The sequence below is a fragment of the Streptomyces sp. NPDC032745 genome, from assembly GCF_055579465.1.
This window is the reverse complement of record NZ_JBVING010000005.1, coordinates 140,246-161,726: the sequence shown is the minus strand read 5'-3', so window position 1 is coordinate 161,726 and position 21,481 is coordinate 140,246. Positions and strand designations below refer to the sequence as shown.

17 protein-coding genes are annotated in these 21,481 nt (G+C 72.2%); 6 read left to right on the top strand and 11 right to left on the bottom strand.

Going from position 1 to position 21,481, the window contains the following annotated elements:
- The 5 genes from ACZ5WG_RS14795 to ACZ5WG_RS14775 all read right to left on the bottom strand — a co-directional run bounded on the left by ACZ5WG_RS14795 (position 1) and on the right by ACZ5WG_RS14775 (position 6,961).
- Positions 1–1,434 (bottom strand): glycoside hydrolase family 16 protein, encoded by a 1,434-nt coding sequence (locus ACZ5WG_RS14795; RefSeq protein ID WP_468723237.1) that lies wholly within the window; start codon positions 1,432–1,434, stop codon positions 1–3.
- A gap of 200 nt (positions 1,435–1,634) precedes the next feature.
- Positions 1,635–2,753 carry an ABC transporter permease gene (locus ACZ5WG_RS14790; protein ID WP_468723235.1) on the bottom strand — a complete coding sequence of 373 codons (1,119 nt, stop codon included), beginning with the start codon at positions 2,751–2,753 and terminating at the stop codon, positions 1,635–1,637.
- Positions 2,750–4,303, bottom strand: coding sequence for a sugar ABC transporter ATP-binding protein (locus tag ACZ5WG_RS14785; RefSeq protein WP_468723233.1), 1,554 nt, complete (start codon positions 4,301–4,303; stop codon positions 2,750–2,752). Before ACZ5WG_RS14785 ends, ACZ5WG_RS14790 begins: the two co-directional genes overlap by 4 nt.
- The gene (locus tag ACZ5WG_RS14780) at positions 4,303–5,352 is read right to left on the bottom strand and encodes a substrate-binding domain-containing protein (protein WP_468723232.1); all 1,050 of its coding nucleotides are present in this window, start codon (positions 5,350–5,352) and stop codon (positions 4,303–4,305) included. The genes ACZ5WG_RS14785 and ACZ5WG_RS14780 overlap by 1 nt, the downstream gene beginning before the upstream one ends.
- An 82-nt stretch (positions 5,353–5,434) precedes the next feature.
- The gene (locus ACZ5WG_RS14775) at positions 5,435–6,961 is read right to left on the bottom strand and encodes an NPCBM/NEW2 domain-containing protein (protein WP_468723905.1); all 1,527 of its coding nucleotides are present in this window, start codon (positions 6,959–6,961) and stop codon (positions 5,435–5,437) included.
- 496 nt (positions 6,962–7,457) lie between these two features.
- Between ACZ5WG_RS14775 and ACZ5WG_RS14770 the strand changes: the two genes are divergently transcribed.
- The gene (locus ACZ5WG_RS14770) at positions 7,458–8,282 is read left to right on the top strand and encodes a DeoR/GlpR family DNA-binding transcription regulator (protein ID WP_468723231.1); all 825 of its coding nucleotides are present in this window, start codon (positions 7,458–7,460) and stop codon (positions 8,280–8,282) included.
- Complete coding sequence (galT, locus tag ACZ5WG_RS14765; protein WP_468723903.1) at positions 8,279–9,325, top strand: galactose-1-phosphate uridylyltransferase; 1,047 nt, start codon at positions 8,279–8,281, stop codon at positions 9,323–9,325. The genes ACZ5WG_RS14770 and galT overlap by 4 nt, the downstream gene beginning before the upstream one ends.
- A gap of 36 nt (positions 9,326–9,361) precedes the next feature.
- On the opposite strand, the gene ACZ5WG_RS14760 is transcribed toward galT, so the two are convergent.
- Positions 9,362–9,802: a MarR family winged helix-turn-helix transcriptional regulator gene (locus ACZ5WG_RS14760; RefSeq protein ID WP_468723230.1), complete on the bottom strand. Its 441-nt coding sequence runs from the start codon at positions 9,800–9,802 to the stop codon at positions 9,362–9,364.
- Between the two features lie 137 nt (positions 9,803–9,939).
- Between ACZ5WG_RS14760 and ACZ5WG_RS14755 the strand changes: the two genes are divergently transcribed.
- Positions 9,940–11,454: an MFS transporter gene (locus tag ACZ5WG_RS14755; protein ID WP_468723229.1), complete on the top strand. Its 1,515-nt coding sequence runs from the start codon at positions 9,940–9,942 to the stop codon at positions 11,452–11,454.
- Between the two features lie 66 nt (positions 11,455–11,520).
- On the opposite strand, the gene ACZ5WG_RS14750 is transcribed toward ACZ5WG_RS14755, so the two are convergent.
- Positions 11,521–12,279: a hypothetical protein gene (locus tag ACZ5WG_RS14750; RefSeq protein ID WP_468723227.1), complete on the bottom strand. Its 759-nt coding sequence runs from the start codon at positions 12,277–12,279 to the stop codon at positions 11,521–11,523.
- A gap of 211 nt (positions 12,280–12,490) precedes the next feature.
- On the opposite strand from ACZ5WG_RS14750, the gene ACZ5WG_RS14745 reads away from it, so the two are divergent.
- Entirely contained in the window at positions 12,491–13,312 is an 822-nt protein-coding gene (locus ACZ5WG_RS14745) for a lipase family protein (RefSeq protein ID WP_468723226.1), read from the top strand.
- 4 nt (positions 13,313–13,316) lie between these two features.
- On the opposite strand, the gene ACZ5WG_RS14740 is transcribed toward ACZ5WG_RS14745, so the two are convergent.
- The gene (locus tag ACZ5WG_RS14740; RefSeq protein WP_468723224.1) at positions 13,317–13,676 is read right to left on the bottom strand and encodes a DUF6204 family protein; all 360 of its coding nucleotides are present in this window, start codon (positions 13,674–13,676) and stop codon (positions 13,317–13,319) included.
- A gap of 663 nt (positions 13,677–14,339) precedes the next feature.
- On the opposite strand from ACZ5WG_RS14740, the gene ACZ5WG_RS14735 reads away from it, so the two are divergent.
- Both ACZ5WG_RS14735 and ACZ5WG_RS14730 read left to right on the top strand, forming a co-directional pair.
- Complete coding sequence (locus ACZ5WG_RS14735; protein WP_468723223.1) at positions 14,340–15,419, top strand: hypothetical protein; 1,080 nt, start codon at positions 14,340–14,342, stop codon at positions 15,417–15,419.
- Between the two features lie 177 nt (positions 15,420–15,596).
- Entirely contained in the window at positions 15,597–17,354 is a 1,758-nt protein-coding gene (locus tag ACZ5WG_RS14730) for an Ig-like domain-containing protein (protein WP_468723222.1), read from the top strand.
- Between the two features lie 59 nt (positions 17,355–17,413).
- Here ACZ5WG_RS14730 and ACZ5WG_RS14725 read toward each other — a convergent pair whose 3' ends face one another.
- From ACZ5WG_RS14725 to ACZ5WG_RS14715, 3 genes are all read right to left on the bottom strand, one after another.
- On the bottom strand, positions 17,414–18,295 hold the full coding sequence (locus tag ACZ5WG_RS14725) for a pirin family protein (protein ID WP_468723220.1): 882 nt from the start codon (positions 18,293–18,295) through the stop codon (positions 17,414–17,416).
- Between the two features lie 125 nt (positions 18,296–18,420).
- Positions 18,421–19,080, bottom strand: coding sequence for a hypothetical protein (locus ACZ5WG_RS14720; RefSeq protein WP_468723219.1), 660 nt, complete (start codon positions 19,078–19,080; stop codon positions 18,421–18,423).
- A gap of 115 nt (positions 19,081–19,195) precedes the next feature.
- Positions 19,196–21,268: an RICIN domain-containing protein gene (locus ACZ5WG_RS14715; protein WP_468723217.1), complete on the bottom strand. Its 2,073-nt coding sequence runs from the start codon at positions 21,266–21,268 to the stop codon at positions 19,196–19,198.
- Between the last annotated feature and the right edge of the window lie 213 nt (positions 21,269–21,481).

Genomic DNA, 21,481 nt, shown 5'->3' with positions numbered 1-21,481 from the left:
TCAGTGGCCGAAGCCGAACCAGTTGACGTTCACGTAGTCGGCGCCCTGGCCACTGGTGAAGGTCAGGTAGACGTCGTGCGTGCCGGTGACGGCGCTGATGTTCGCCGGGACGGTCCTCCAGCTCTGCCAGCCGCCGGTGTTCGCGACCGAGAAGCTGCCGATCGGCGGGCTGGTACGGCTGTCCAGCCGGACCTCGACCAGCCCGCTGACCCCGCCGGGCGCCCCGCCGGCGACCCTTCCGTAGAACTGCCTCGCCGCGCTGGAGCCGAAATCGACGCCCTTGTACAGGGCCCAGTCGCCGTTGGCGATCGTGCTCAGGTTCTGGCCGCCACCGGTGTCGCTGGTGGTCTCCTTGGCCAGCCCGGCCTGGCCGTCGTACGACTCGGCCTCGATGGTGCCGTACGCGTCGCGGTGGCCGGACGGGGGTGTGGTGGGCGGCGTCGTCGGGGGTGTGGTGGGGGGTGTGGTCGGCGGGGTCGTGCCGCCCGCCGACTGCAGTACGGACACGTAGTCGACGACCATCGGGTAGCCGGGCTGGGTGCCCGCGTCGGGTCCGCCGCCGAAGGCGTCCGGGAAGCCGCCGCCCATGGCGACGTTCAGGATGATGAAGTAGCCGTGGTTCGTGGCGTTGGTCCAGGTGGCGGCGTCGACCTGGTTCGCCCGTACGGTGTGGAAGGTGTTCCCGTCGACGGAGAAACGTATCTCCTCAACGGCGGTGGACCGGTCCCACTCCGCGGCGTACGTGTGGAAGCCGCCCTGGCAGCTGGTGCCCGGGCAGACGCGCTGGCCGCCGATGCCGGAGGTCTCGTTGCACGGGCCGCCGGGGCTGGTGCCGCAGTGCAGCGTGGCCCAGACGTTGTTGATGCCTTGGACGTTCTCCATGATGTCGATCTCACCGATGCCCGGCCAGTTCCACCAGTTGCCGCGGTAGGGAGCGCCCAGCATCCAGAACGCCGGCCAGTAGCCCTTCGCCGCTGCTCCCGTGACGTTCGGCATCTGTATCCGGGCCTCGGTGCGCAGCTTCCCGCCCGCCGGGGGCTGGAAATCGGTGCGCCGGGTCTCGATGCGGCCGGAGGTCCAGTTGCCGGCGGCGTCCCGGCGCGGGGTGATCCGCAGGTTCCCGGCGCCGTCGAGGGAGACGTTCGCGGTGCTCGAGGTCATCGTCTCGACCTCGCCCGTACCGAAGTTGGCGGGCCCGCCGGGGTAGCTGGTCCCGGTGGTGTACTGCCAGTCGGCGGTGTTCACGCCGGAGCCCGCGGCCCCGTTGAAATCGTCCAGGAACACCTGGGACCAGCCCGCCGGGGGCGGGGGAGCGGCGGCGTTGGCGGGCAGGGTGATCACGGCGGCGGCCGCCGCGGCCACGCCCATCGCGCTGAGCGCGGCGACGACGGCCCGGCGGACGGACGACCGTTTTCTACCGGATGTGTGACGCATGGGTGTGCCTCTCTTCGGGGGGAGCGGCCCGCTGTGTGAGAGCGCTCTCAAGCGGAGCCGCTGGCCACTGTGCTCCCAGCGTCCACGGGCGTCAAGACTTCGAACCGTGAACGGCTATATGGGCGAAGGGAGTTCAATGCTTGAAGGGCGGTGCGGACACGGGCCGCGCGAGTGCGGCGCCGCCCTTCGTACGGGCCCCGTCAGGTGGGCAGCCCCACCGCCCGCTCCCCGGCACGCCGCTTCTGGATCACGACGGCCACCACGAGCAGGGCGCCCTGGGCGACGTTCTGCCAGAACGGGTTGACGCCCTGCACGGTCAGCCCGTTGTCCAGCGCCCCGAGCAGCGTGATGGCGAGCAGGGTCCCGCCGACCCCGCCCTTTCCGCCCGCCAGGAGGCATCCGCCCAGGGCGGCTGCCGTGATCGCCTTCAGCTCGAGGCCCTCGCTGCCGGAGACGGGGTGGCCGAATCCGGTCCGGGCGGTCAGCAGGACGCCGGCGACCGCGGCGACCACCCCCGCGAGGCCGTAGACGGCGATCAGGTACTTGTTGATGTGGATCCCGGCCAGCCGGGCGGCGGTGTCGTTGCCGCCGATGGCGTAGATGTTGCGGCCGATGTCGGTCGACTTGAGCAGCAGGTGGATGGCGACGGTGACCACGGCAAGCACCCACAGCAGCACGGGGATTCCGGCGATCGAACCGTTCGCGAGGAAGACGAAGACCTCGTCGTTGCTGACGTACCCCTGCGCCGCGCCCTTGGACAGCAGCTGCGCGACCCCCTTGTACGCGGCGAGGGTGGCCAGTGTCGCGATGACCGGGTTGACCCGGCCGAAGACGACGACGGCGCCGTTGAGGAGCCCGGCCAGCAGGCCCGCGCCGAGCGCGGCGGCGATGCCGGGCAGGGCGCTCCCGCCGGTGGAGGTGAAGACCATGGCGGAGACCACGGAGGCCACGCCGACCTGCGAGCCGACGGAGATGTCCAGCGCACCGCAGATGATCACCACGGTCTGAACGAGGGCGAGCAGCCCGGAGATGGTCACCGCGTCGCCGATGACCTTGATGTTGGCCCAGGTGAGATAGGCGGGGTTGAGCCAGCCGAAGAGGGCCAGCACCAGCACCAGGGCGCCGATCAGGCTGAGGTTCTGGCCGCCGACGGAGCCGAGGAGCGAGCCGATCCGCTGCCCGCGGCCCGTCGCCGGCCCGCCGCCCTGGTCGGTGGCGGCCGGGGTGGCGCCCGTAGCGGCCGTCCTGTCGGCCGTCCCGTCGGACATGCCGCCTCCTGCGGTCGCCGTGTTCGCCGTGTTCGCCGTGTCCGCGTTCACTTCGCTCCTCCGTTGCCCGTCGCCGTCGTGGTCAGGTCGTCGGCCATCGCCAGGGCGAGGACGGCCTCCTCGGTGGCCTCGGACCGGTCGAGCTCGCCGGTGATGCGGCCGCCCTGCATCACCAGCACCCGGTCGGCCAGCCCCAACACCTCGGGCAGCTCCGAGGAGATGACCAGGAGCGCCACCCCGGCCTCGGCGAGGTCCGCGATGATCCGGTGGATCTCGGCCTTCGCCCCGACGTCGATGCCGCGGGTGGGCTCGTCGAGGATCAGCACCGCCGGCCGTCGGGCCAGCCAGCGGGCGAGCACCACCTTCTGCTGGTTGCCGCCCGAGAGCGTGCGTACCTCCCGTTCCACGGACGGGGTCCGCACGCGCAGCCGGCCGGTGTACTCGCGGGCGAGCTCCTGCTCGGCAGCCCGGCGCACGAAGCGCAGGCGGCGCAGCCGGTCCAGCACGACCAGCGCGATGTTGTCGCGGACCGACCGGTCGAGGAACAGCGCCTGCGCCTTGCGCTCCTCGGGGGCGAGGCCGATGCCCGCGCGGATCGCGTCGGACGGCCGGCGCAGCCGCAGTTCCGCGCCGTGCACCGAGACCGTTCCGCCGCGCAGCGGGAGGTCGCCGATCAGCGCGCGGGCCAGCTCGGAGCGCCCGGCGCCGACCAGCCCGGCCAGGGCCACCACCTCACCCGCCCGGACCCGGAGGCTGATCCCGCGCACGTCGTCGGTGGTCACTCCGCGTACGTCGAGGACGACCCGGTCGGTGGCCACGTGCGGGCGGGCGGAGCCCCTCCGGGTGGCGGACAGGTCCCGGCCGACCATCATCCGTACGATCTCCCCCTCGTCCGTGGCGCCGGCGGCCTTGACGCCCACCAGCGCCCCGTCGCGCAGGACGGCCACCCGGTCGGCCAGCCGGAAGATCTCCTGCATGCGGTGGGACACGTAGACGACGGCGAGGCCCTGCGCGCGCAGTCTGCGGATCAGTGTGAACAGGGCCTCCACCTCGTGCTCGGAGAGGGAGGAGGTGGGTTCGTCGAAGGCCACCACCTTCGCCTCGCCGGTCAACGCCCGTAGGATCTCGACCAGTTGGCGCTGGGCCGGGGTGAGGTGGATGCCGGGGGTGTCCGCGTCGAGGACGTGTCCGAATCCGATCCGGACCAGGTCCTCCCGGAGCCGGCGGCGCAGGGCCGCCCGGTCGAAGCGGCGGCCGGCGCGGGTGGGCAGGGCGCCGAGGTAGACGTTCTCGGCGACCGTGAGGTGCGGGACGATCTCCGGCTCCTGGGGGATGAGCCGGATGCCGGCGTCCCGGGCGTCGGCCGGGGAGCGCAGCCGCACCTCGGCGCCGTCGACGTGGACCGTGCCCGCATCGGCCGGGTGGTCACCGCAGACGATCTTCAGCAGGGTGGACTTGCCGGCGCCGTTCTCGCCCATCAGCGCGGTGACGGAACCGGCGGGGAAGTCCAGGCTGATGTCGCGCAGGGCCGGGATCCCGGCGAAGCTCTTGGCGACCCCGGCCACGCGCAGTCCGGCGGCCATCCCGGTGGCGGGGGCCATCACTTGCAGCCGAATCCGGCGTCCCGCCAGGTGCCCGCGTCGACCATCCTGGTCGGGGCGAACGCCTCGGGGGCGAACTCCGTACCGTTCTTGAGCCGGTCGTACATGGCCTGGACGGCCAGCTTGCCGACCTCGTCGCCGGGGATGTAGAGCGCGGCCTTCATCCCGTTGTCGGCGCCCGCCTGCCAGTCCTTGCAGGCCAGATAGGCGCCCAGGCCGACACCGACGATGTCCGCGCCCTTGACGCCCGCGTTGTTCAGGCCCTTCACCCCGCCGGAGACGTTCTCGTCGTTGCAGCCCATGACCACCCAGTGCCTGACCCCCTGGTTGGCCGTCACCGTCGCCTCGACCTTGGTCTGGGCGCCCGCCGGGGTGTTGTCCGTTCCGAGCTCGACCGTCTGGACCCCGGGGCCGCCGGCCTCCTTCCAGGCGGCCTTGGCGCCGTTGATCCGGTCGGTGCATACGGTGGTGTCCTGCTTCCAGGCGTAGACGATCCGCGTGTCCGCGGGGCTCCAGCCCGTCTTCGCGAACTCGGCCGCGGCCCGCTTGCCGACCTCGCCGCCCATCTGGACCCCCGAGAAGCCCACGCGCGCCACCAGATCGGAGCTGCCGCACGCCGCGGGCTTGGGCCCGCTGACGCACACCTGGTCGTCGGAGGTGAGCAGCGGGATCCCCGCCTTCGCGGCCTCGGCGGCGACCTGCGGGCCGACCGCCGACTCCGGCACGACGATGATGATCCCCGAGTTCTTCTGCGCGATCGCCGACTTGACCTCGGTGATGGTCTTCGAGGCGTCGTTGCCGAGGTTGACCACGGTGAGCTTGATGCCCAGCTCGTCGGCCTTCTTCTTGGCGCCCGCGGCCTCGGAGACGAAGTACTCCTGGTCGCCCTGCTTCTGGAGGTAGGCGATGGATATCGGGCCGTCCGCCTTCTTGCCGGCGCCCGCTCCCTGGGCAGGGGTGGGCTTGCCGGAGGAGCAGGCCCCCAGGGCGAGCGCCAGCGCGAGGGCGCCGGTCAGGGCGGCGCCGCGGCGATACCGGATCTTGGACATGTGCGAGTGCTCCCTCATCGGGCCGGGTCGGTGGATCGGCGGATCAGTAAGTCGTCAATCGCCAAGTCGGCGGGCCGGCAGGTCAGTTGCAGGTGAGTCGGGGCGCCGCCCAGTCCGCGTGGTCGTAGTCGATGCCGTTGCCGCCGTCGGTGACGACGAGCCTCAGCGTCTGGCCGCCGGTCAGGTCGGCAGTGAGCTTGCGGGCCGCGTCCGCCGTGGTGACAACCCCGCTGTCGGCGACCTTCGTGGTGTCGCGGTAGATCTGGAAGGCGACCGCGCCGGTGCGCCAACTCTCGTCGTCGACACCGACGTCCACCGTCAGGGCGGTGCACCTGCCCCCGAGGTGGTAGGTCAGGGTGCTGGCCGCGTGGACGCCCAGGCCCTTGGCGTACGTGGCGCCGCCCAGGGTCAGCGTCCTGCCGTCCCCGGCAGCCTGCTCCCCGTTGCTCCGGTCCTTCTCCGCCGGGCCCCAGCCGCTGCTCACGCCTGTCCAGGGGAGGTCCGACAGGTGGGAGGTGCCGGCCGGAGGAAGCGGCGCCGGTCCCGGGGTGATCCGGTAGACGACGGTGGCGTGCGGGGCGACCGATGCGCTGATGGTGCCGCTGGTGTTGGTCGAGTTGGCCTTCGTCCACAGCTCCTTGAGGGCGTAGGGGGCGCGGTTGCCGATGCCGAGGGCGTCCGTCCCGGCGGAGATCGTGGCGGTGGAACCGGTCTCGTTGGTCAGGGAGAGCGCCCGGTCGCCGTTCGCCAGCTCCTTGGCCATCACCACCAGGCCGCCCGAGCTGGAGACCACCGTGCCCTGCTTGCCGAGGGCGTCCTGGTCCAGGGCGATGACATCCGGGTTGGAGAGGATGTCGAAGGTCTCGGCCGTCGCCTTGCGCAGGTCGCTGCCGATCAGCAGCGGCGCCGACATCATCGACCAGAGGGTGAAGTGGGTGCGGTACTCGGTGGCGGTCATCCCGCCGTTGCCGACCTCCAGCATGTCCGGGTCGTTCCACTGGCCGGGGCCCGCGTACGGCGCGAGCGGCTGGTTCTGGTGCGCGATGGAGATCATCGAGGACCAGCTGTCGCCGATGTCCCCGGTGGTGCGCCACAGATGGCCGACGCTCGACGCCCAGGTCCACGGCTGGTTCTGGCCCCACTCGCAGACCGAGAAGACGATGGGACGGCCGGTCCTCTTCAGGGCGCCCGCCATGTCCGTGTACCGCTTCCTCGCGTCCACGCCCCAGTTGTTGCAGTTGTCGTACTTGAGGTAGTCGACCCCGAAGGAGGCGAAGAGGTCGGCGTCCTGCTGCTCGTGGCCGAGACCGCCGGGGAAGCCCGCGGTGTCGCAGGTCTTGGTGCCGGCGCTGGTGTAGATGCCGAACTTCAGGCCCTTGGCGTGCACGTAGTCCGCCAGGGCCTTGATCCCGCCGGGGAAGCGGACGGGGTCGGCCACCAGGTTGCCCGAGGCGTCGCGGTTCGGCAGGGCCCAGCAGTCGTCGAGGTTGACGTACTGGTAGCCGGCGGCCTTGAGGCCCTTGGCGACGAAGAGGTCGGCGATGCCCTTGACCATCGCCTCGTTGAACTCGGCCCTGCAGTGGGTGGAGTTCCAGTTGTTGAAGCCCATGGGCGGGGTCAGCGCCTGGCCGTCGGGGACGGCGGCGGCGGGGGAGGCGCCCGCGACCACGGCGGTACCGGCCAGCGCGGCGGCCCCCGCCGCCGGGACCAGTAAGGGCAGGGCCGCGAGCGCTGCGGTCAGGCGGCGGGCGACGGCGCTTCGTAACGTGTGCACAGACGGCTCCTGGGAGGGAGTGGGGCCCGGGGAAACCGGGAGAGCGTGTGCGGAAATGCGCCCTGACGGTGCGTCGGTCCCGCAGAAGTCCTCAGGAACGAACGGACTCCAACGGGAAGGCCCACATCACACTGCCGCTGCAGGGACATGTCAAGACGGCGGACTGTGCCGATCCGCCGCAGTATCAGCGGCCGATGGGCCCCAACTGCGCCTTTGTCTGAGTCTGTTGACTTCTGTTGGATCCGTCAGGATGCTTCTGTCGACCGGGGACGCGGGTACCCCAGTGCCCCAGTGCCCCAGTGCCCCAGTGCCCCAGGAGAGGAACCGCCGCATGGCCGATCCCGGCAGTCTGCTGGCCCATCAGCGCCGTGCCCTCATCCTCGACGAGGTCCGCCGGCGCGGCGGGGTGCGCGTGAACGAGCTGACCCGCTCCCTGAACGTCTCCGACATGACCATCCGCCGCGACCTGGACGTCCTCGACCGCGAGGGCCTGCTGCGCAAGGTGCACGGCGGCGCGGTGCTCGGCGACGAGGCCAGCAGCCACGAGCCCGGGTTCGAGGCCAAGTCGGAATGGGAGACGGCGGCGAAGCACGCGATCGCCAAGGCGGCGGCCGCCCTCGTGGCACCGGGTTCGGCCATCGCCCTGTCCGCCGGGACCACGACCCACGCGCTGGCCCGGGAGCTCACCGAGGTCGCCGACCTGACGGTGGTCACCAACTCGGTCCGCACGGCCGAGGTCTTCGAGGCCGCCCGCCGGACCGGAAGCGCCGGGAGCACCGCCACCGTGATCCTCACCGGCGGAATCCGCACCCCGTCGGACGCCCTCGTCGGGCCCATCGCCGACCAGGCCATCCGGTCCCTGCACGTCGACCTGCTCTTCCTCGGCTGCCACGGACTGGGCACCGACACCGGGCTGACCACGCCCAACCTCGCCGAGGCGGAGACCAACCGGGCCTTCCTCCGCTCCTCGCGGCGCACTGCGCTGCTGGCCGACCACACCAAGTGGTCGACCGTGGGGCTCACCACCTTCGCGGCCCTGGAGGAGGTCGACGTACTGGTCACCGACTCCCTTCCACCGGAGGAGGCCGCGGCGGTCACCGAGCGGGTCGGCGAAGTGCTGCTGGCCGCCGGTCCCGCGCAGGAGCGCCCATGGTGAGGAAGACCCGTACGACCCTGTCCGACGGGCGCGAGCTGATCTACTACGACGCCGAGGCCGCTGCCGGGACTGCTGCCGGGGGACGCGTACGCGACCACGCCGACGCCCGCGGCCTGCCCCCCACTGCAACGCTCTCCGAGCGGCGCCACGACCGGCTCCTCGACGAGTGGGTGGTGATCGCCTCACACCGCCAGGGCCGTATCCACCTGCCGCCCGCGGACCAGTGCCCGCTCTGTCCGTCGGCCCCGGGCCGGCCCACCGAGATACCGGCTCCCGATTACCAGGTCGCCGTCTTCGAGAACCGTTTCCCCGCCCTGTCCGGACCGGGCGGCGGCCGCTGCGAGGTCGTCTGCTTCAGCCCCGGCCACGAGGCCTCGTACGCCGACCTCGGGCCGGCGCAGGTCCGTACGGTCCTCGCGGCCCTGGCCGACCGCACCGCCGAGCTCGCCGGACTCCCCGGTGTGGAACAGGTCTACTGCTTCGAGAACCGGGGCCCCGAGATCGGCGTCACGCTCGCCCACCCGCACGGCCAGGTCTACGCACTGCCCGTCCTCACCCCGCGCACCCGGCGCATGCTGGACACCGTCTCCCGCCACCACGCGGCGACCGGGCGCAACCTGTTCGACGAGGTCCGCGACGAGGCGCTGGCCGACGGCCGTCGAGTGGTGGTCGTGGGGGAGCACTGGAGCGCGTTCGTACCCGAGGCCGCGCGCTGGCCGTACGAGGTACACCTCTACCCGCACCGGCGCGTCCCCGACCTGCCCGCCCTGACCGAGGCAGAGCAGGCCGAGCTCGCCGGCCTCCACCTGGATCTGCTGGGCCGTTTCGACCGGCTCTTCCCCACGCCGGCCCCGTACATCTCGGCCTGGCACCAGGCCCCCGTACGCACCGGCCGGGACCTGTACGCACTCCACCTGGAGCTGTTCACCACCCGGCGGGCCGCCGACAAGCTCAAGTACCTGGCCGGGACCGAGTCGGGGATGGGCCAGTTCATCAACGACGTCACCCCCGAGCGCGCGGCCGCGACACTGCGCGAGGTCTGACGCCCGCAGGGCGTGCCCGCGCGCTGGGCGCCTGTCTCAGGCGTCCTTCTCCATGGTCGGGCGCAGGCGTTCCAGCAGGGCGTAGAGCGTCGCGCTCTCGGTCGCGTCGAGGGTGTCGAGCGCGCCGCGCGTGGCCTGCATCTCCTCGCGGACGCGCCGGATGATCTCGCGGCCCGCGTCCGTCGCCACGACGTTCTTGACGCGGCGGTCGGCGGGGTCGGGCTCGCGGCGCACCAGCTCGCGGGCCTCCAGCCGGTCCACGATCCCGGTGACGTTCGATGCGTCACAGACCAGAAGGGTGGCGAGGCCTCGCATCGGCAGCGGGCCGTCGAGCTGGGCGAGGACGCGGGCCTGCGTGGAGGTCAGGCCGTAGTGGGCCGCCGCGGCCGCGAAATCGCGCCACTGGGCGGTTCCGATGGCGGCGAGCAGTTCCAGGAGCTGGAGCTTGGTGGGGGCGTGGGGGGTGGTGGCGCTCATGCCGTCGAGCGTACTCGGGTGGTTGACATTGTCAATTGTTTACTTGACCTCCTTAACTATCGACGTTTACCGTCTACGGAGTTACTTGACGACATCAAACATCTGCGATCTGAAGCACTAAGAAGGTCCTGCCAGACATGAGCACCGCCGCCCCCATCCCCGCCGAGGCCAAGACCAGGAACGAGACGGTCATCGTCTTCGCCCTGAGCCTTGCCGCCATGGTCGTGTCGATGATGCAGACCCTGCCGGTCCCGATCCTGGGCCTCATCCGAACCGACCTGGGCACCTCGACCGCCAACGTGAGCTGGGTGACCACCGCCACGCTGCTGTCCGCCGCCGTCTTCACCCCGCTGCTCGGCCGCTTCGGCGACCAGCACGGCAAGAAGCCCACGCTGGTGGCCGTGCTCGGCGTCATGGTCGTCGGCTCCGTCATCGCCGCCATCGCGACCTCGCTCCCGCTGCTGATCCTGGGCCGTGTCCTCCAGGGCGCCGCCACCGCGATCTTCCCGCTCGCCCTCTCGGTGCTGCGCGAGGAAGTCCGCCCGCAGAAGCTCCCCGGCGCGATGGCCCTGGTCAGCGGCACCCTCGCCTTCGGCAGCGGCCTGGCGCTCGTCGCCACCGGCCTGCTCACGTCCGGCTCCGACGCCGACTACCGCAACGCCTTCTGGATGGCGACCGGCTTCGCGACCCTCGCCCTGCTCGCCGTCGCCTTCCTGGTCCCCGCGACCCGGCACAAGACCGGCGGCCGCACCGACTTCCTCGGCGCGCTGACCCTGGGCATCACCCTCCTGCTGCTCCTGCTGCCCATCTCGCAGGGCCACGAGTGGGGCTGGACCTCCGGCCGCACGCTGGGCAGCTTCGCCGGCGCCGCCGTCATGACCGCCGTCTGGGTCTTCACGGAGCTCAAGGTCAGCGAGCCGCTCGTGGACATGCGGATGTTCGTCCACCGCCCGGTGCTCATGGCGAACCTCGCCGGCATCCTCGTCGGCTTCGGCATGTTCGCGAACTTCCTGGGCGTCTCCTACCTCGTCCAGATGCCGGAGAAGCTCACCGGCTACGGGTTCGACGCGTCGATCCTGCGCGCCTCCGTGCAGTTCCTGCTGCCCGGCGCGATCGTCTCGCTGCTCGCCTCGCCCGTCGGCGGCCAGCTGGTCCGCCACCGCGGCCCGCGCGTGGCCCTCGGCCTGGCCGCCGCACTCGGCGCCGTGGGCTTCGGCTGGCTCGCGCTCGACCACCAGCACAGCTTCTCGGTGATCGGCGCAGGCCTCGTCGTCGGCGCGGCCGTCAGCTTCGGCTACGCGGCCATGCCCGCCGTCATCATGGCGAGCGTCCCGCACCACCAGAGCGGCATCGCCAACGGCATCAACTCGATCTCCCGTTCCACCGGCAGCGCGATCGGCAGCGCCATCGTCACCACGATCCTGGCGTCGAAGACCATCGAGCACCTGCCCGCCGGCGTCCCGGCCCTGCCCGCCGAGTCCGGGTTCACCCTCACCTTCTGGATCGGGGCCGTCGCCTTCGCCCTGGTCGCGGTCATCAGCTGGATCGGCCTGCGCGGAGCGCACGGCCCGCGCACCGTCGAGGTGAGCACGCCCGCCGCCGCGAAGACGGCGGAGAAGGAGTCGCAGCCGGAGCCGGCCGAAACCGTCTGACCCGGTCCTTCGAGGGGACGGCGCCGCTTGCGGACGCCGTCCCCTCGTATGCGTGGCGGTCATCGGCTAAGAAGCCGAAGCGGCAGTTCCCTTCGCGAACTTCGCCCACTGCCCGGCGACGATCTCCTGCGGCACTCCGCCGAAGTCCTTGGTGTCGATGACGTCGGACCGGAACGCGAGCGTGACCGACCCGGAGCGGACCAGCGTGAGGTACTTGTACAGCGAGATGCCCGGGTCCTTCACGTCCTGCGTCACGATGCGGTACGCGCGTGCCTCGTCGCCCAGCGCCGGAGCCTGGACCGGCTCCACCTTGAGCACCTTCGCCTCGGCGAGCGCACGGTCCTCCGTATAGCCGCCGGCGCACCGGCCGCCCGCGTCCGCCAGCGACTTCACGGCGGCGGCCGCGGCGCCGGCGTCCCGGTACGAGCGCAGCAGGATCTCGGTGCCCACCGCCTGGAACTGCCCCGGGACGCTCGCCTTGGCGTAGGCCTGGGCCGTGTGGCCCGCCTTGCCGAGACTGGTCAGCGGCTGGCAGGCCGCCGGCCGTGCCTCGTAGAGCTCGCTCATCGGCTCGTCGAGCAGCGGATCGGTGACCTCGTACGGGCCGAACTTCTCGCCCTCCGCGACGGCGAGTTCCTTGAGCCGCTCCACGCCCGGTCCCGGCGTACCGCCCGGGCTCGCGACGGCGCTGCCGGTCGGCGCACCGGCCGCGGCCTCCTCGGTTGCGGGGCCGCCGCATCCGGCCGTGCCCGCCAGCAGAGCGGCGGCGCCGATGACGGCTCCTGCCGCGCGCCTGAACCGCTGCCCGTTCCCCACCCCGCACATGTGCTGCCGTCCCCCGCGATCGTGTAGAAAACACGATTGTCGCAGGCCGCAGTGGTGTCTCGGGCGGGTCGGACGCCTCCGGGGCGAAGCCCGGGACCGCCGTACGGGTGAACCCCGCGCGCGTCACGAGGCCGGGCGGGGATGCACGCGGTACGACGGAGTCCCGGCTGATCGGCGCAGGGCCGTCGGCCGCTGCGCGAAGGGGAGAACGGTGCCGGCTCCGAAGACGTTCGATCACCAAGCCCGCGACTACAGCCCGCAGCTCGCGTACTGGATGGCGCGGGCGGCCGCGCTGGCCTACCAGGACGAGGCCCGGATCGAGGCCGAGGCGCGCGCGTGGGGCTTCGGCCAGGTACGGCACCACCACACCCGGTTCACCCCGCCCTTCCCGCTGGAGGACACCCAGGCCTTCACGATGGCCGGCGACCACATGATCGTCGTCGCGTTCCGTGGCACCGAACCCGCGCAGCTGAAGGACTGGCTCTCCGACGCCACCACCCCGCCGTGGCCCGGCCCGGCCGGGACGGGGTACGTCCACTACGGCTTCGCCCAGGCCCTGCAGTCCGTCTTCCCCGAGGTCGCGAAGGGGATCACCGAGTTCCGGGACCGCGGACAGACCGTCTTCCTCTGCGGCCACAGCCTCGGCGGCGCACTGGCCATGCTCACCGGAGCCCGCCTCCACCTCGAGGACCCGAGGCTGCGCGCCGACGGCGTCTACACGTACGGCCAGCCCCGCACCTGCGACCGGATGCTGGCCAAGGCGTACAACACCGCGTTCAGCAAGCGCATGTACCGCTTCGTCAACAACAACGACATCGTGCCGCAGCTCCCGCCGGAGCCGGTCTTCCACCACGTCGACGCCCTGCGCCACATCGATGCGGACGGCAGGCTGCGGGAGGCGATGCCGATGCTGCAGGCGCTGGGCGACCGGGCCAAGGGGATGACCGCCGATCTGTTCGCCCCCGCGAGCGACGGGGTGAAGGACCACTCCATCGCCCGCTACGTCGGCGCACTGGAGAAGAACATCCCCTGACGGTTCAGGCGTTGCCGCGGGCGGCCGCCTGGCGCTGGCGCTTGCTCAGCGGGGCCAGCGAGAGGTCCTGGGCCCGGGAGGTGAGGCGCTTGAAGCCGTAGCCGCGCTCGCCGAGCCAGCTCTCGGCCGCCAGCTCGGCACGGGCCGTCGCGTCGAGGATGTCCTCCTCGGCCTCGCCCGAATCGAGGAAGCGGAAGGTGAAGAACGGGCCGAAGGCCAGGTCGTACGCGAGGTGGCCCTCGGGGGTGTAGGCCGCGTGCAGGACCTCGTGCTCCGGTGCGGCGGCGAGCAGCTCGGCGTGCTGGTCGGCGGTGAGGGCGTCGAAGGAGCCGCGGACGGTGATCCGGAAGGTGCGGGTGCTCATCCCGGCAGCGTAGGCACGGGGGACCGGCCGGCGCACCGGGATTTCCGCGGGCAGGCGGGGGCGCATGCGCCGGAGTGAACGGCGACGAGCGCGCTGCCCCGTGCGCCGCTGCACCCCCGTGGTGCGGGTCGTCGGACACCGCAGACGGAGGGTGCCGTTCCGGCCCGGCCCGTCCGCTGCGCAGGGCGTTCCGCTTGGTGGCCGCCGGCCCGGGCCGGCCGCCGTGACCTGCGGGAGCCGCCCGCCTTGCGCGGACCGCCGCCCCACGGCCCCGGGGCTACCGGAAAGTCACATCGGAGACCGCCCCGACCATCCCGCCGCATCCGGCGCGCAGAGAATTTCACGGTTCCGCATCTGCTAGTTCATTCAGTGAAACACCTAGGTAGATGCCGGGCTCGGACCCTGTTAGAGTCCGCATGCGCGACTCCGAGACGAGGGTGGCGATATGGCCGGTCCGCACCCGTGACCTGCCCCTGAGCGGCCTACATCCGCGAAGCAGGCAGCCGTTGTGATGCCGTGGCACTTCCGCACCGACGACGTCGGCGCCCCCGTCACCCCGGGGCGCATCCGTCGTGGCGATCAGCACGTCGTAGAAGTCCGGTTCTCAGCCGCCGGACACCGAGCCATGCCGCCTTCATCGCCTATCAGATGGGGAGAACACAAGTGAAAACGGGACTTCTGCGGCGTCACGCCGCAGGCAAGGCGCTGGTCATGGGTGCCGTACTCGCCCTGGCCGTACCCGGCACCGCATATGCGAACACCGTCAGCGTCACCGTGAAGACCCCCGGGGCCACTGCCGGACCCGCGGCGACCTTCGCCGAGATCTCCACCCACGCGGACTGCAGCAGCGGCCTCATCTCCGGAGGCGGGATCAACCAGGCCATCGGCACCGGAACCTCGTCGAACGGCAACAAGGTCAACGGCACCTCGCCGAGCCCCGACGGCAGCACCGAGTACCTGGGCACGACCGGGGTCGTCGGCACCGACGTGACCCACTGGCTCGGCATCGGCGGCAGCGGCGGAGCGGTCAACGCCTCGTTCTCCAGCACCCTGTACGCGATGTGCTTCACGAGCAACCTGATCAACCACACCCAGGTGGTCATGAACAAGATCGCCGGACCCACCACCAGCGGAACGGTGGGCCTGGTCGTCGCGACCTGTCCGGCCAACACGCGCCTGATCGGCGGCGGCGCCCGGATCACCCCGGCCAGCGTCGGCAGCCTCAAGCCGATCGCCAGCTACCCCACCTTCAACGACTCCGGACACGCCTTCGGCCAGAAGGCCGCGGCCGACGGTCAGACCAACCCCGACTCCTGGGCCGCGGTCGGCTGGAACGGCGGCGGAGGCGACAGCAGCAACACGACGTACGCCTACGCCATCTGCAGCGGCAACAACATCGACATCAGCGGCACCACCGTGAAGGTCCGCTTCAGCGAGGCGAGCGGCCCGACCTCGGCGACCACCGGCCAGACCCTGACGGTCGGCTGCGGCCAGAACGACGGAAAGCTGGTCAGCGGGGGCGCCGCCATCAGCGGCGGCAGTGTGACGACCACCAACTTCACGGGCCCGGGCTCCGTCGGCGACCACCTCAACGGCAGCTACCCCAGCGACTCCGGCGGCACCCCCGTCGGTGACGGGACCACCACCGCCTCGTACTGGACGGCGTTCACCCACACCGGGGGCGGCAGCTCGCCGAGCACGTACTCCGACGTCTGGGCCCTCTGCGCCAACGACGGCGTCTGACAGATCGCCTGACACGGCGTCCGGTACGGCGTCCGATACGGCGCGTCCGGTACGGCGTCCGATACGGCATCGACCCCGATCGGCGGGCGGGCACGGCATGCACCCTGCCCGCCCGCCGGTCACCCCATCCCACCTCGGTCACCCCTCAGCGGGCCCGGAGAGGCAGCGTCACTTCCCATGAACCGCCGTTTGACCCCAGGCTCCACCCCGCGCGCCACACCTCGTACGCGCATATCCACATCGAAGACGGCGATCGTGCTCAGCGCGACCGGCCTGCTCGCCGCCGTACTCGTACCCTTCGCCGCCGCAGACCCGGCGGCTGCGTCCTCGCCCTGCGGCTCCGGCGGGGTCTTCACCGCCTCGCCGCCCACCTGTACGTACGCCACCGCCGGGACGGACACCTTCACGGTGCCGGACGGGGTCGGCGAGATCAGGGTCGAGCTGTCCGGCGCCGAGGGCGGCAGCGCGGCCGGCTTCGTCTCCCCGAACCCGCCGAACACCGGAGCCCCGGGCGGACTCGGCGGCGAGACCCGCGCGACCCTGGCCGTGAGCGCCGGGCAGAGCCTCCAGATCACCGTCGGCTCGCTCGGCAGCTCCGGCACCTCCCGGCACGGCGAGTACGCCCGGCCCGGCGGCACCGGCCACGGAGCCGGCGGCGGCGGCGCGCACGGCGGCGGCGGCTCCGGCGGCGGCGGTTCCGACGTACGGGCCGGCTCCTTCGGCCCCACCGACCGGATCCTGGTCGCGGGCGGTGGCGGAGGCGCGGGCAACGGCGGCCCGCTGCTGCACGGCGGCAACGGCGGCGGCCCCGAAGCGCAGGACGGCGGCGAGGGCGGCGGCCCGGCCGGCTCCGGTGCCGCCGGCCGCGGCGGCACCCAGACGGCCCACGGCGCCCGCAACCCGAACTCCGCCCAGGGCGGCCCGGGAGTCGCCGGCGGCGACATAGACCCCAACACCGGGCAGCCCAACCCCGGAAGCGGCGGCCCCGGCGGCAACGGCGGGCAGGGCGGCAACGGCGGCGGCGGCGGGGGCGGCGGCTACTTCGCCGGCTCGGGCGGCTCCGGCGGCGGCAACATCGGCAACCTCTACGGCGCCGGCGGCGGCGGGGGCAGCAGCTTCGCGGCGCCGTCCGCGACCGACGTCTCCCTCCTCCAGGGCGTGAACCGCGGCAACGGCAAGGCGGTGGTGTCCTTTCGATACGGGACGACGCTCTCGCTCACCGCGGACACGAACACCCCGTTGTTCGGGCATGCGGTCACGCTCACCGCGGCCGTCGACCCGGCGAACCCCGCCGCGGGAACCCCGGGCGGGACGGTCACCTTCTCCGAAGGGACGAAGCAGCTGGCGACGGTGCCGCTGACGGGCGGCCGGGCCGAGTTCAGGACCAGCGCGCTGCGCCCCGGCGCCCATGCGTTCACCGCCACCTACAGTGGTGACCCGGCGAACGCAGCGAGCGCCACGGCGGGAGCCACGAACGTCACGGTCGGCTTCAGCCGGCCGTGCATCACGACGGCCCACCGCGGCCCGCTGACCGTGGCCACCGGCGAGTCGCTCTGCATCGCGCCCGGCGGCAGCCAGAGCGGTCCGGTCACGGTCCGCTCCGGCGGGGCGCTGGCCGTGACGGACGCCGAGATCACCGGCCCCGTCTCCGCCGACGGCGCCCTGGCCGTGGCGTTCTGCGGGTCCGAGCTCACCGGCCCGGTCACCGTCGGCCGGACCACCGGCTCCGTGCTGATCGGCTCGGACGACGCCACCGCGGGCTGCGCGGGCAACACGGTCCGGGGCCCGGTGAGCCTGAACGCCAACACCGGAGGCGTCGAGCTCTCGGCCAACACGCTCGTCGGCCCGCTGCACTGCGACGCCAACGTCCCGGCCCCGCAGCAGAGCAACAACACGGTGGAGGGCCCGCGCTCCGGCCAGTGCCGGCAGCCGTGAGCCGCTGACCCGGCAGGACGGGGCCGCCCCGAATGGGGTGGCCCCGTCCCGTCTCGGACTCAGATGTCGATGTGCCCCATCAGGCCGCGCTGGTAGTCCAGCTGCGCCTGGCGGATCTCGGCGGCGGTGTTCATGACGAACGGGCCGCTGCGGGCCACGGGCTCACCGATCGGCTCGCCGGCCAGGACCAGCACCTCGGCCGCATCGCCGGGCGCCTCGACCGTGAAGCGCTCCGCGTCCCGGCCGAGGATCGCGAGGTGGCCGTCGGGAAGCTGGGCGTCGGGGGTCGCGGCGGTGCCGGACAGCACGTACAGCATGGCGTTGTGCCCGGCCGGGACGGTGAACTCGGCGCGGCCGCCGGCCCTGAGGCGGGCGTGAACGACGAGCACCGGGGTGTGGGTCTCGAACGGACCGCTCACTCCGTGCGTGGTGCCCGTGATCACGGTGAGCTCGGCACCGCCGTCCTCGGTCACGACCGTGGGGATGTCACCGGGGGCGGAGCCGTACTGGACCCGCGGGGGCGTCGCCTTGAGCCGGGCCGGCAGGTTCACCCAGATCTGGAGCAGGTGCTGCGGGCCGCCCTCGGCGAGCAGTTCGGGGGTGGGGCGGGCGAGGTGGACGAGCCCCGACCCGGCGGTGAGCCACTGCACCTCGCCGGGGTTCATGACCCGCTTGTGCCCCTCGGAGTCGATGTCCTCCATCGCGCCTTCGATGACGTACTGGATCGTCTCGAAGCCGCGGTGCGGGTGCGGCGGCGCGCCCTTGGCCTCGCCCGGGCCGAGCACGTGCGGGCCGACCTGGTCGACCATCAGGAAGGGGTCGAGGAGCGGCAGTTCCGGCTGCGGGAACGGGCGGCGGACCGGGAAGCCCTCGCCCTCGAAGGTGTGGAAGGGGCGGACGACGCGGGTGGTGGAGCGCACGGCGGCGGTGGTGATGTCCATGCACCGAATGAACGGCACGGCGAATTCCACTGTCAACGCGGACCTGTTTGGTTGTCAGGTCGTACCGGCGGCTCCAGCCACCCGTCTCCCGCCCCCGCTCTCTCGTCGCCCCTTTCCCGTGGACCTCAGCGCCTGCGGGCCCGGGCGCGCCGCAGCAGCACACCGGCGGCGGCGCCGGCCAGGGCGATCACGGCCACACCCGCCGTGGTCCACCAGACGGCGCTGTCCCCGCCTTCGCCGGCCGGGGCCGCGGACGGACCGCTCGCGGGCGACGAGCTCTGCGCCTGCCCGGGGGCCGGCGACGCGGACGACGCGGACGACGAGGAGGACACGGGCGGGACCGGCCCAGTGGACGGGGCGGCTGCGCTCGGCGTGCCCGCAGACGGCGCCGGGTCGACCACCGGAACGGCGATCTCCTTCTCTCCGTGGCCGAGCGAGGGGAACCCCACGTCGACGGTGACCTTCCAGGTGCCGGGCGGCAGCACCTCGGCCGTGCTCCAGCCGCTGCGCGAGCCCGCGTCGCGGACCAGCCGCCAGGGTCCCATCGTGCGGGAGCCGTCGGGGCTGGTCGAGTTCACCGTGGCGGCGACCGCCTCGTCGATGGCGTCCCCGTCGTTCTCCCAGGTGATCTCGGTGGTGACATGGCCCTCCCGCTGACCGGTGACCACGACCTTGACGGTGTCGCCGTGGGCGTGGGCGGCGGTGGGTACGGCCAGGGCCTGGGCGAGGAACAGGGACAGGAAGCCGAGTCCGGTGCGGACCGGGAAGGCGGGGCGTGTACGCATCGTTGGGTGCTCCTGGTGCGGTGGGATGCGATGAGCTGTGGTGCGGGAGATGAGGGGGCCGGTGGACGGCCGCGCAGGGCGGCCGTCCACCGGCGGGAGGCGTCGATCCGGGAGGTCAGCCGACCTTCTGGACCGTCCACACCTGGGACGCGCGGCCGTCCGCGCGCTGGAGGTCGAGCAGCCAGGCGCCGTAGTACGGGCGGTTGCTCACGGTCAGGGCGTAGCCGCCGCTGGAGTCCGTGACGGTCACACCGCCGCCGCGGGACGACAGCTTCCACTGCTGTGCGGAGCTGTTGCCGCACGGCTGCTGCGCGATCCACATGCCGGCGGCCGGGGCGCCGCCCGTCTGCAGGCACTTGCCGGAGACCGCGGACTTGATGCGGACGAGCCCGCCGCCCGCGTCGTCGAAGAGCCACTGCTGCTGGGCGTAGCCGTTGGAGCGGCCTCCGACGAGCACCGTGCCGTCGGCGCTGCGGCCGCCCCACAGCTCGGCGGCCATGCCGGTGCTGCCGTTGCCGAGGGTGTAGCGGGTACCGGGGGTGGTGGTGCCGCCGCCCGCGCCGGTGGTACGGAAGGCCGTGGTCGGGCCGGCTCCGCTGTCACGGCCGGAGCCGTCGCGGACCGAGACGGCGACCTTGTACTCCGTACCGGGCTGGAGGTTGTAGATGCGCAGGGCCTGGGACTGGACCCAGGTCAGGTGCTTGCCGTTCAGCAGGACCTGGTACCAGGCGGCACCGTCGACCTTCGGCCAGCTCACCACGGCGGAGTCCGACTGGATCTGCGCCGCCGTCACCTTCGGGCCGCCCGTGGGCTTCTTGGTCGGCGTCGGGGTCGGCTTCTGAGTGGGGCTCGGCGTGGGCTTCGGGTCGGGGTTCGTGCCACCGCCGCCGCCGTTGGCCTTCATCAGGAACTGGTTGTTGGCGATGTTCCAGTGCGTGGCGAGGTAGCTGCCCGCCTTGGGACTGGTGTGGAAGTAGTCGTCGTGGTTGCAGTCCAGGATGTTCTCGGCGGCCTGGTTGGTGCACACGTTGCGCATCTGCGGGTAGTACGGCGTGTCCGAGTAGCACATGACGTCCCACTCGTCCGTGCAGTGGGCGCCTCGGCTGGTGTTGGGGGCGCTGTTGTTCACCGCGCCGAGGTTGTGGCCGAGTTCGTGCGCCGCGGTGTGGCCGCCCCAGCAGCCGGAGTCCGTACGTCCGTAGGAGGGGCCGAAGTTGCTCTGGTTGTCCTGGCCGGGCCGCTCGTCGCCCGCGAAGGTACCGATGCCGCAGTAGATCTGGGTGTCCGCGAAGATCATGTACTTGCGGTCGCGGCGGTCGAGGCCCTTGCCGGCGAGCGCGTTGTTGGTCGCGCTGAACTCGGAGAGCGCGGACGCCGGGAGCTCGATGTTGAGCACCGTCGGCGTGCAGTCCGCGGCCGTCACGTAGCGGATGTGGCGGATGCCGCCGGTCTCCTGGGCGCTCGTCGAGTAGATGAGGTCGGCGTCGGCCGCCCACTTGCGGAACGAGGCGAGGTACTCGGAGTAGCGGTCGCGGTCGGAGCCGTGGACGTACACGACCTGGACGCGGTTGCCGGTGCTGCCGTCACCGTCGCACTGGACGGTCTGGCCGGCGGGACCGGCGGCGACGGCCTGGCTGCCGCCGGACGCGGCGGGCGCGGGCGCAGCGGCGGGAGCCCCCTTGGCGGAGCCGGCGTCGGCGGCGGGCGCGTCCTGAGGACGCCCGCTGCCTTCCGCGGCGGCCGCTTCGCCGGCCTCCGGCTTCGCCGGGTCGGCGGCCGGGGCCTTCGTCTTCACCACGGGGGCGACGTCGGCCTTGATGTCGACGTCCTTCGGCGGGGCGTCGGGGCCGTGCGTGCAGAGCCCGGCCTCCGTGCGGTAGACGCCGACGCAACGGTCGCCCTTCGGCGCAGCCTTGAGGCCGTCGAAGACCATGCCCTTGGCGGTCTCGTTGGCGGGCTCGCCCACGATGGGCGCCGGCTCCGCGTCGCGGGCCGGTGCGGCGGCCGGTGTGAGGGAGTCCGCGGCCGCGTCGGCCAGTACGGGCGTCCCTGCCTGAGCGTCGTCGCCGAGCCCGGAGTAGGCGATGCCGCCCGCTATCACCGCCGCCGTGGCCATGGCGGCGGTGAGGAGTATCAACCGGCGCGGTTTGCGCCGGTGTTCGCGCTGCTTCCTGCGATGTCTAGTCATGCGCACCTCAAATCCTTGGTCGGAGGAGTGGGTTCGCGGAAGCCTGCCAGATGGGCGCGGTGGAGAATTCGGACAAACGGGAATGGGCCCCGAGATATCAGACTGTTACCTGCTGGTTGTATTTGATGAACCGTCAATTCGCTTAAAAAATAGGTAAGTTACGCGCGTAGGGCGTTATTGGTCCAGGCCATTTTAAGGATCTCGTTATCAAAT

What these genes read in the sequence shown, in the direction of transcription:
- ACZ5WG_RS14795 (WP_468723237.1), bottom strand. Translation starts at nt 1,434, where the DNA reads ATGCGTCACACATCCGGTAGAAAACGGTCGTCCGTCCGCCGGGCCGTC.
- ACZ5WG_RS14785 (WP_468723233.1), bottom strand. Translation starts at nt 4,303, where the DNA reads ATGGCCCCCGCCACCGGGATGGCCGCCGGACTGCGCGTGGCCGGGGTC.
- ACZ5WG_RS14780 (WP_468723232.1), bottom strand. Translation starts at nt 5,352, where the DNA reads ATGTCCAAGATCCGGTATCGCCGCGGCGCCGCCCTGACCGGCGCCCTC.
- ACZ5WG_RS14775 (WP_468723905.1), bottom strand. Translation starts at nt 6,961, where the DNA reads ATGGGCTTCAACAACTGGAACTCCACCCACTGCAGGGCCGAGTTCAAC.
- ACZ5WG_RS14770 (WP_468723231.1), top strand. Translation starts at nt 7,458, where the DNA reads ATGGCCGATCCCGGCAGTCTGCTGGCCCATCAGCGCCGTGCCCTCATC.
- ACZ5WG_RS14760 (WP_468723230.1), bottom strand. Translation starts at nt 9,802, where the DNA reads ATGAGCGCCACCACCCCCCACGCCCCCACCAAGCTCCAGCTCCTGGAA.
- ACZ5WG_RS14755 (WP_468723229.1), top strand. Translation starts at nt 9,940, where the DNA reads ATGAGCACCGCCGCCCCCATCCCCGCCGAGGCCAAGACCAGGAACGAG.
- ACZ5WG_RS14750 (WP_468723227.1), bottom strand. Translation starts at nt 12,279, where the DNA reads ATGTGCGGGGTGGGGAACGGGCAGCGGTTCAGGCGCGCGGCAGGAGCC.
- ACZ5WG_RS14740 (WP_468723224.1), bottom strand. Translation starts at nt 13,676, where the DNA reads ATGAGCACCCGCACCTTCCGGATCACCGTCCGCGGCTCCTTCGACGCC.
- ACZ5WG_RS14730 (WP_468723222.1), top strand. Translation starts at nt 15,597, where the DNA reads ATGAACCGCCGTTTGACCCCAGGCTCCACCCCGCGCGCCACACCTCGT.
- ACZ5WG_RS14725 (WP_468723220.1), bottom strand. Translation starts at nt 18,295, where the DNA reads ATGGACATCACCACCGCCGCCGTGCGCTCCACCACCCGCGTCGTCCGC.
- ACZ5WG_RS14720 (WP_468723219.1), bottom strand. Translation starts at nt 19,080, where the DNA reads ATGCGTACACGCCCCGCCTTCCCGGTCCGCACCGGACTCGGCTTCCTG.
- ACZ5WG_RS14715 (WP_468723217.1), bottom strand. Translation starts at nt 21,268, where the DNA reads ATGACTAGACATCGCAGGAAGCAGCGCGAACACCGGCGCAAACCGCGC.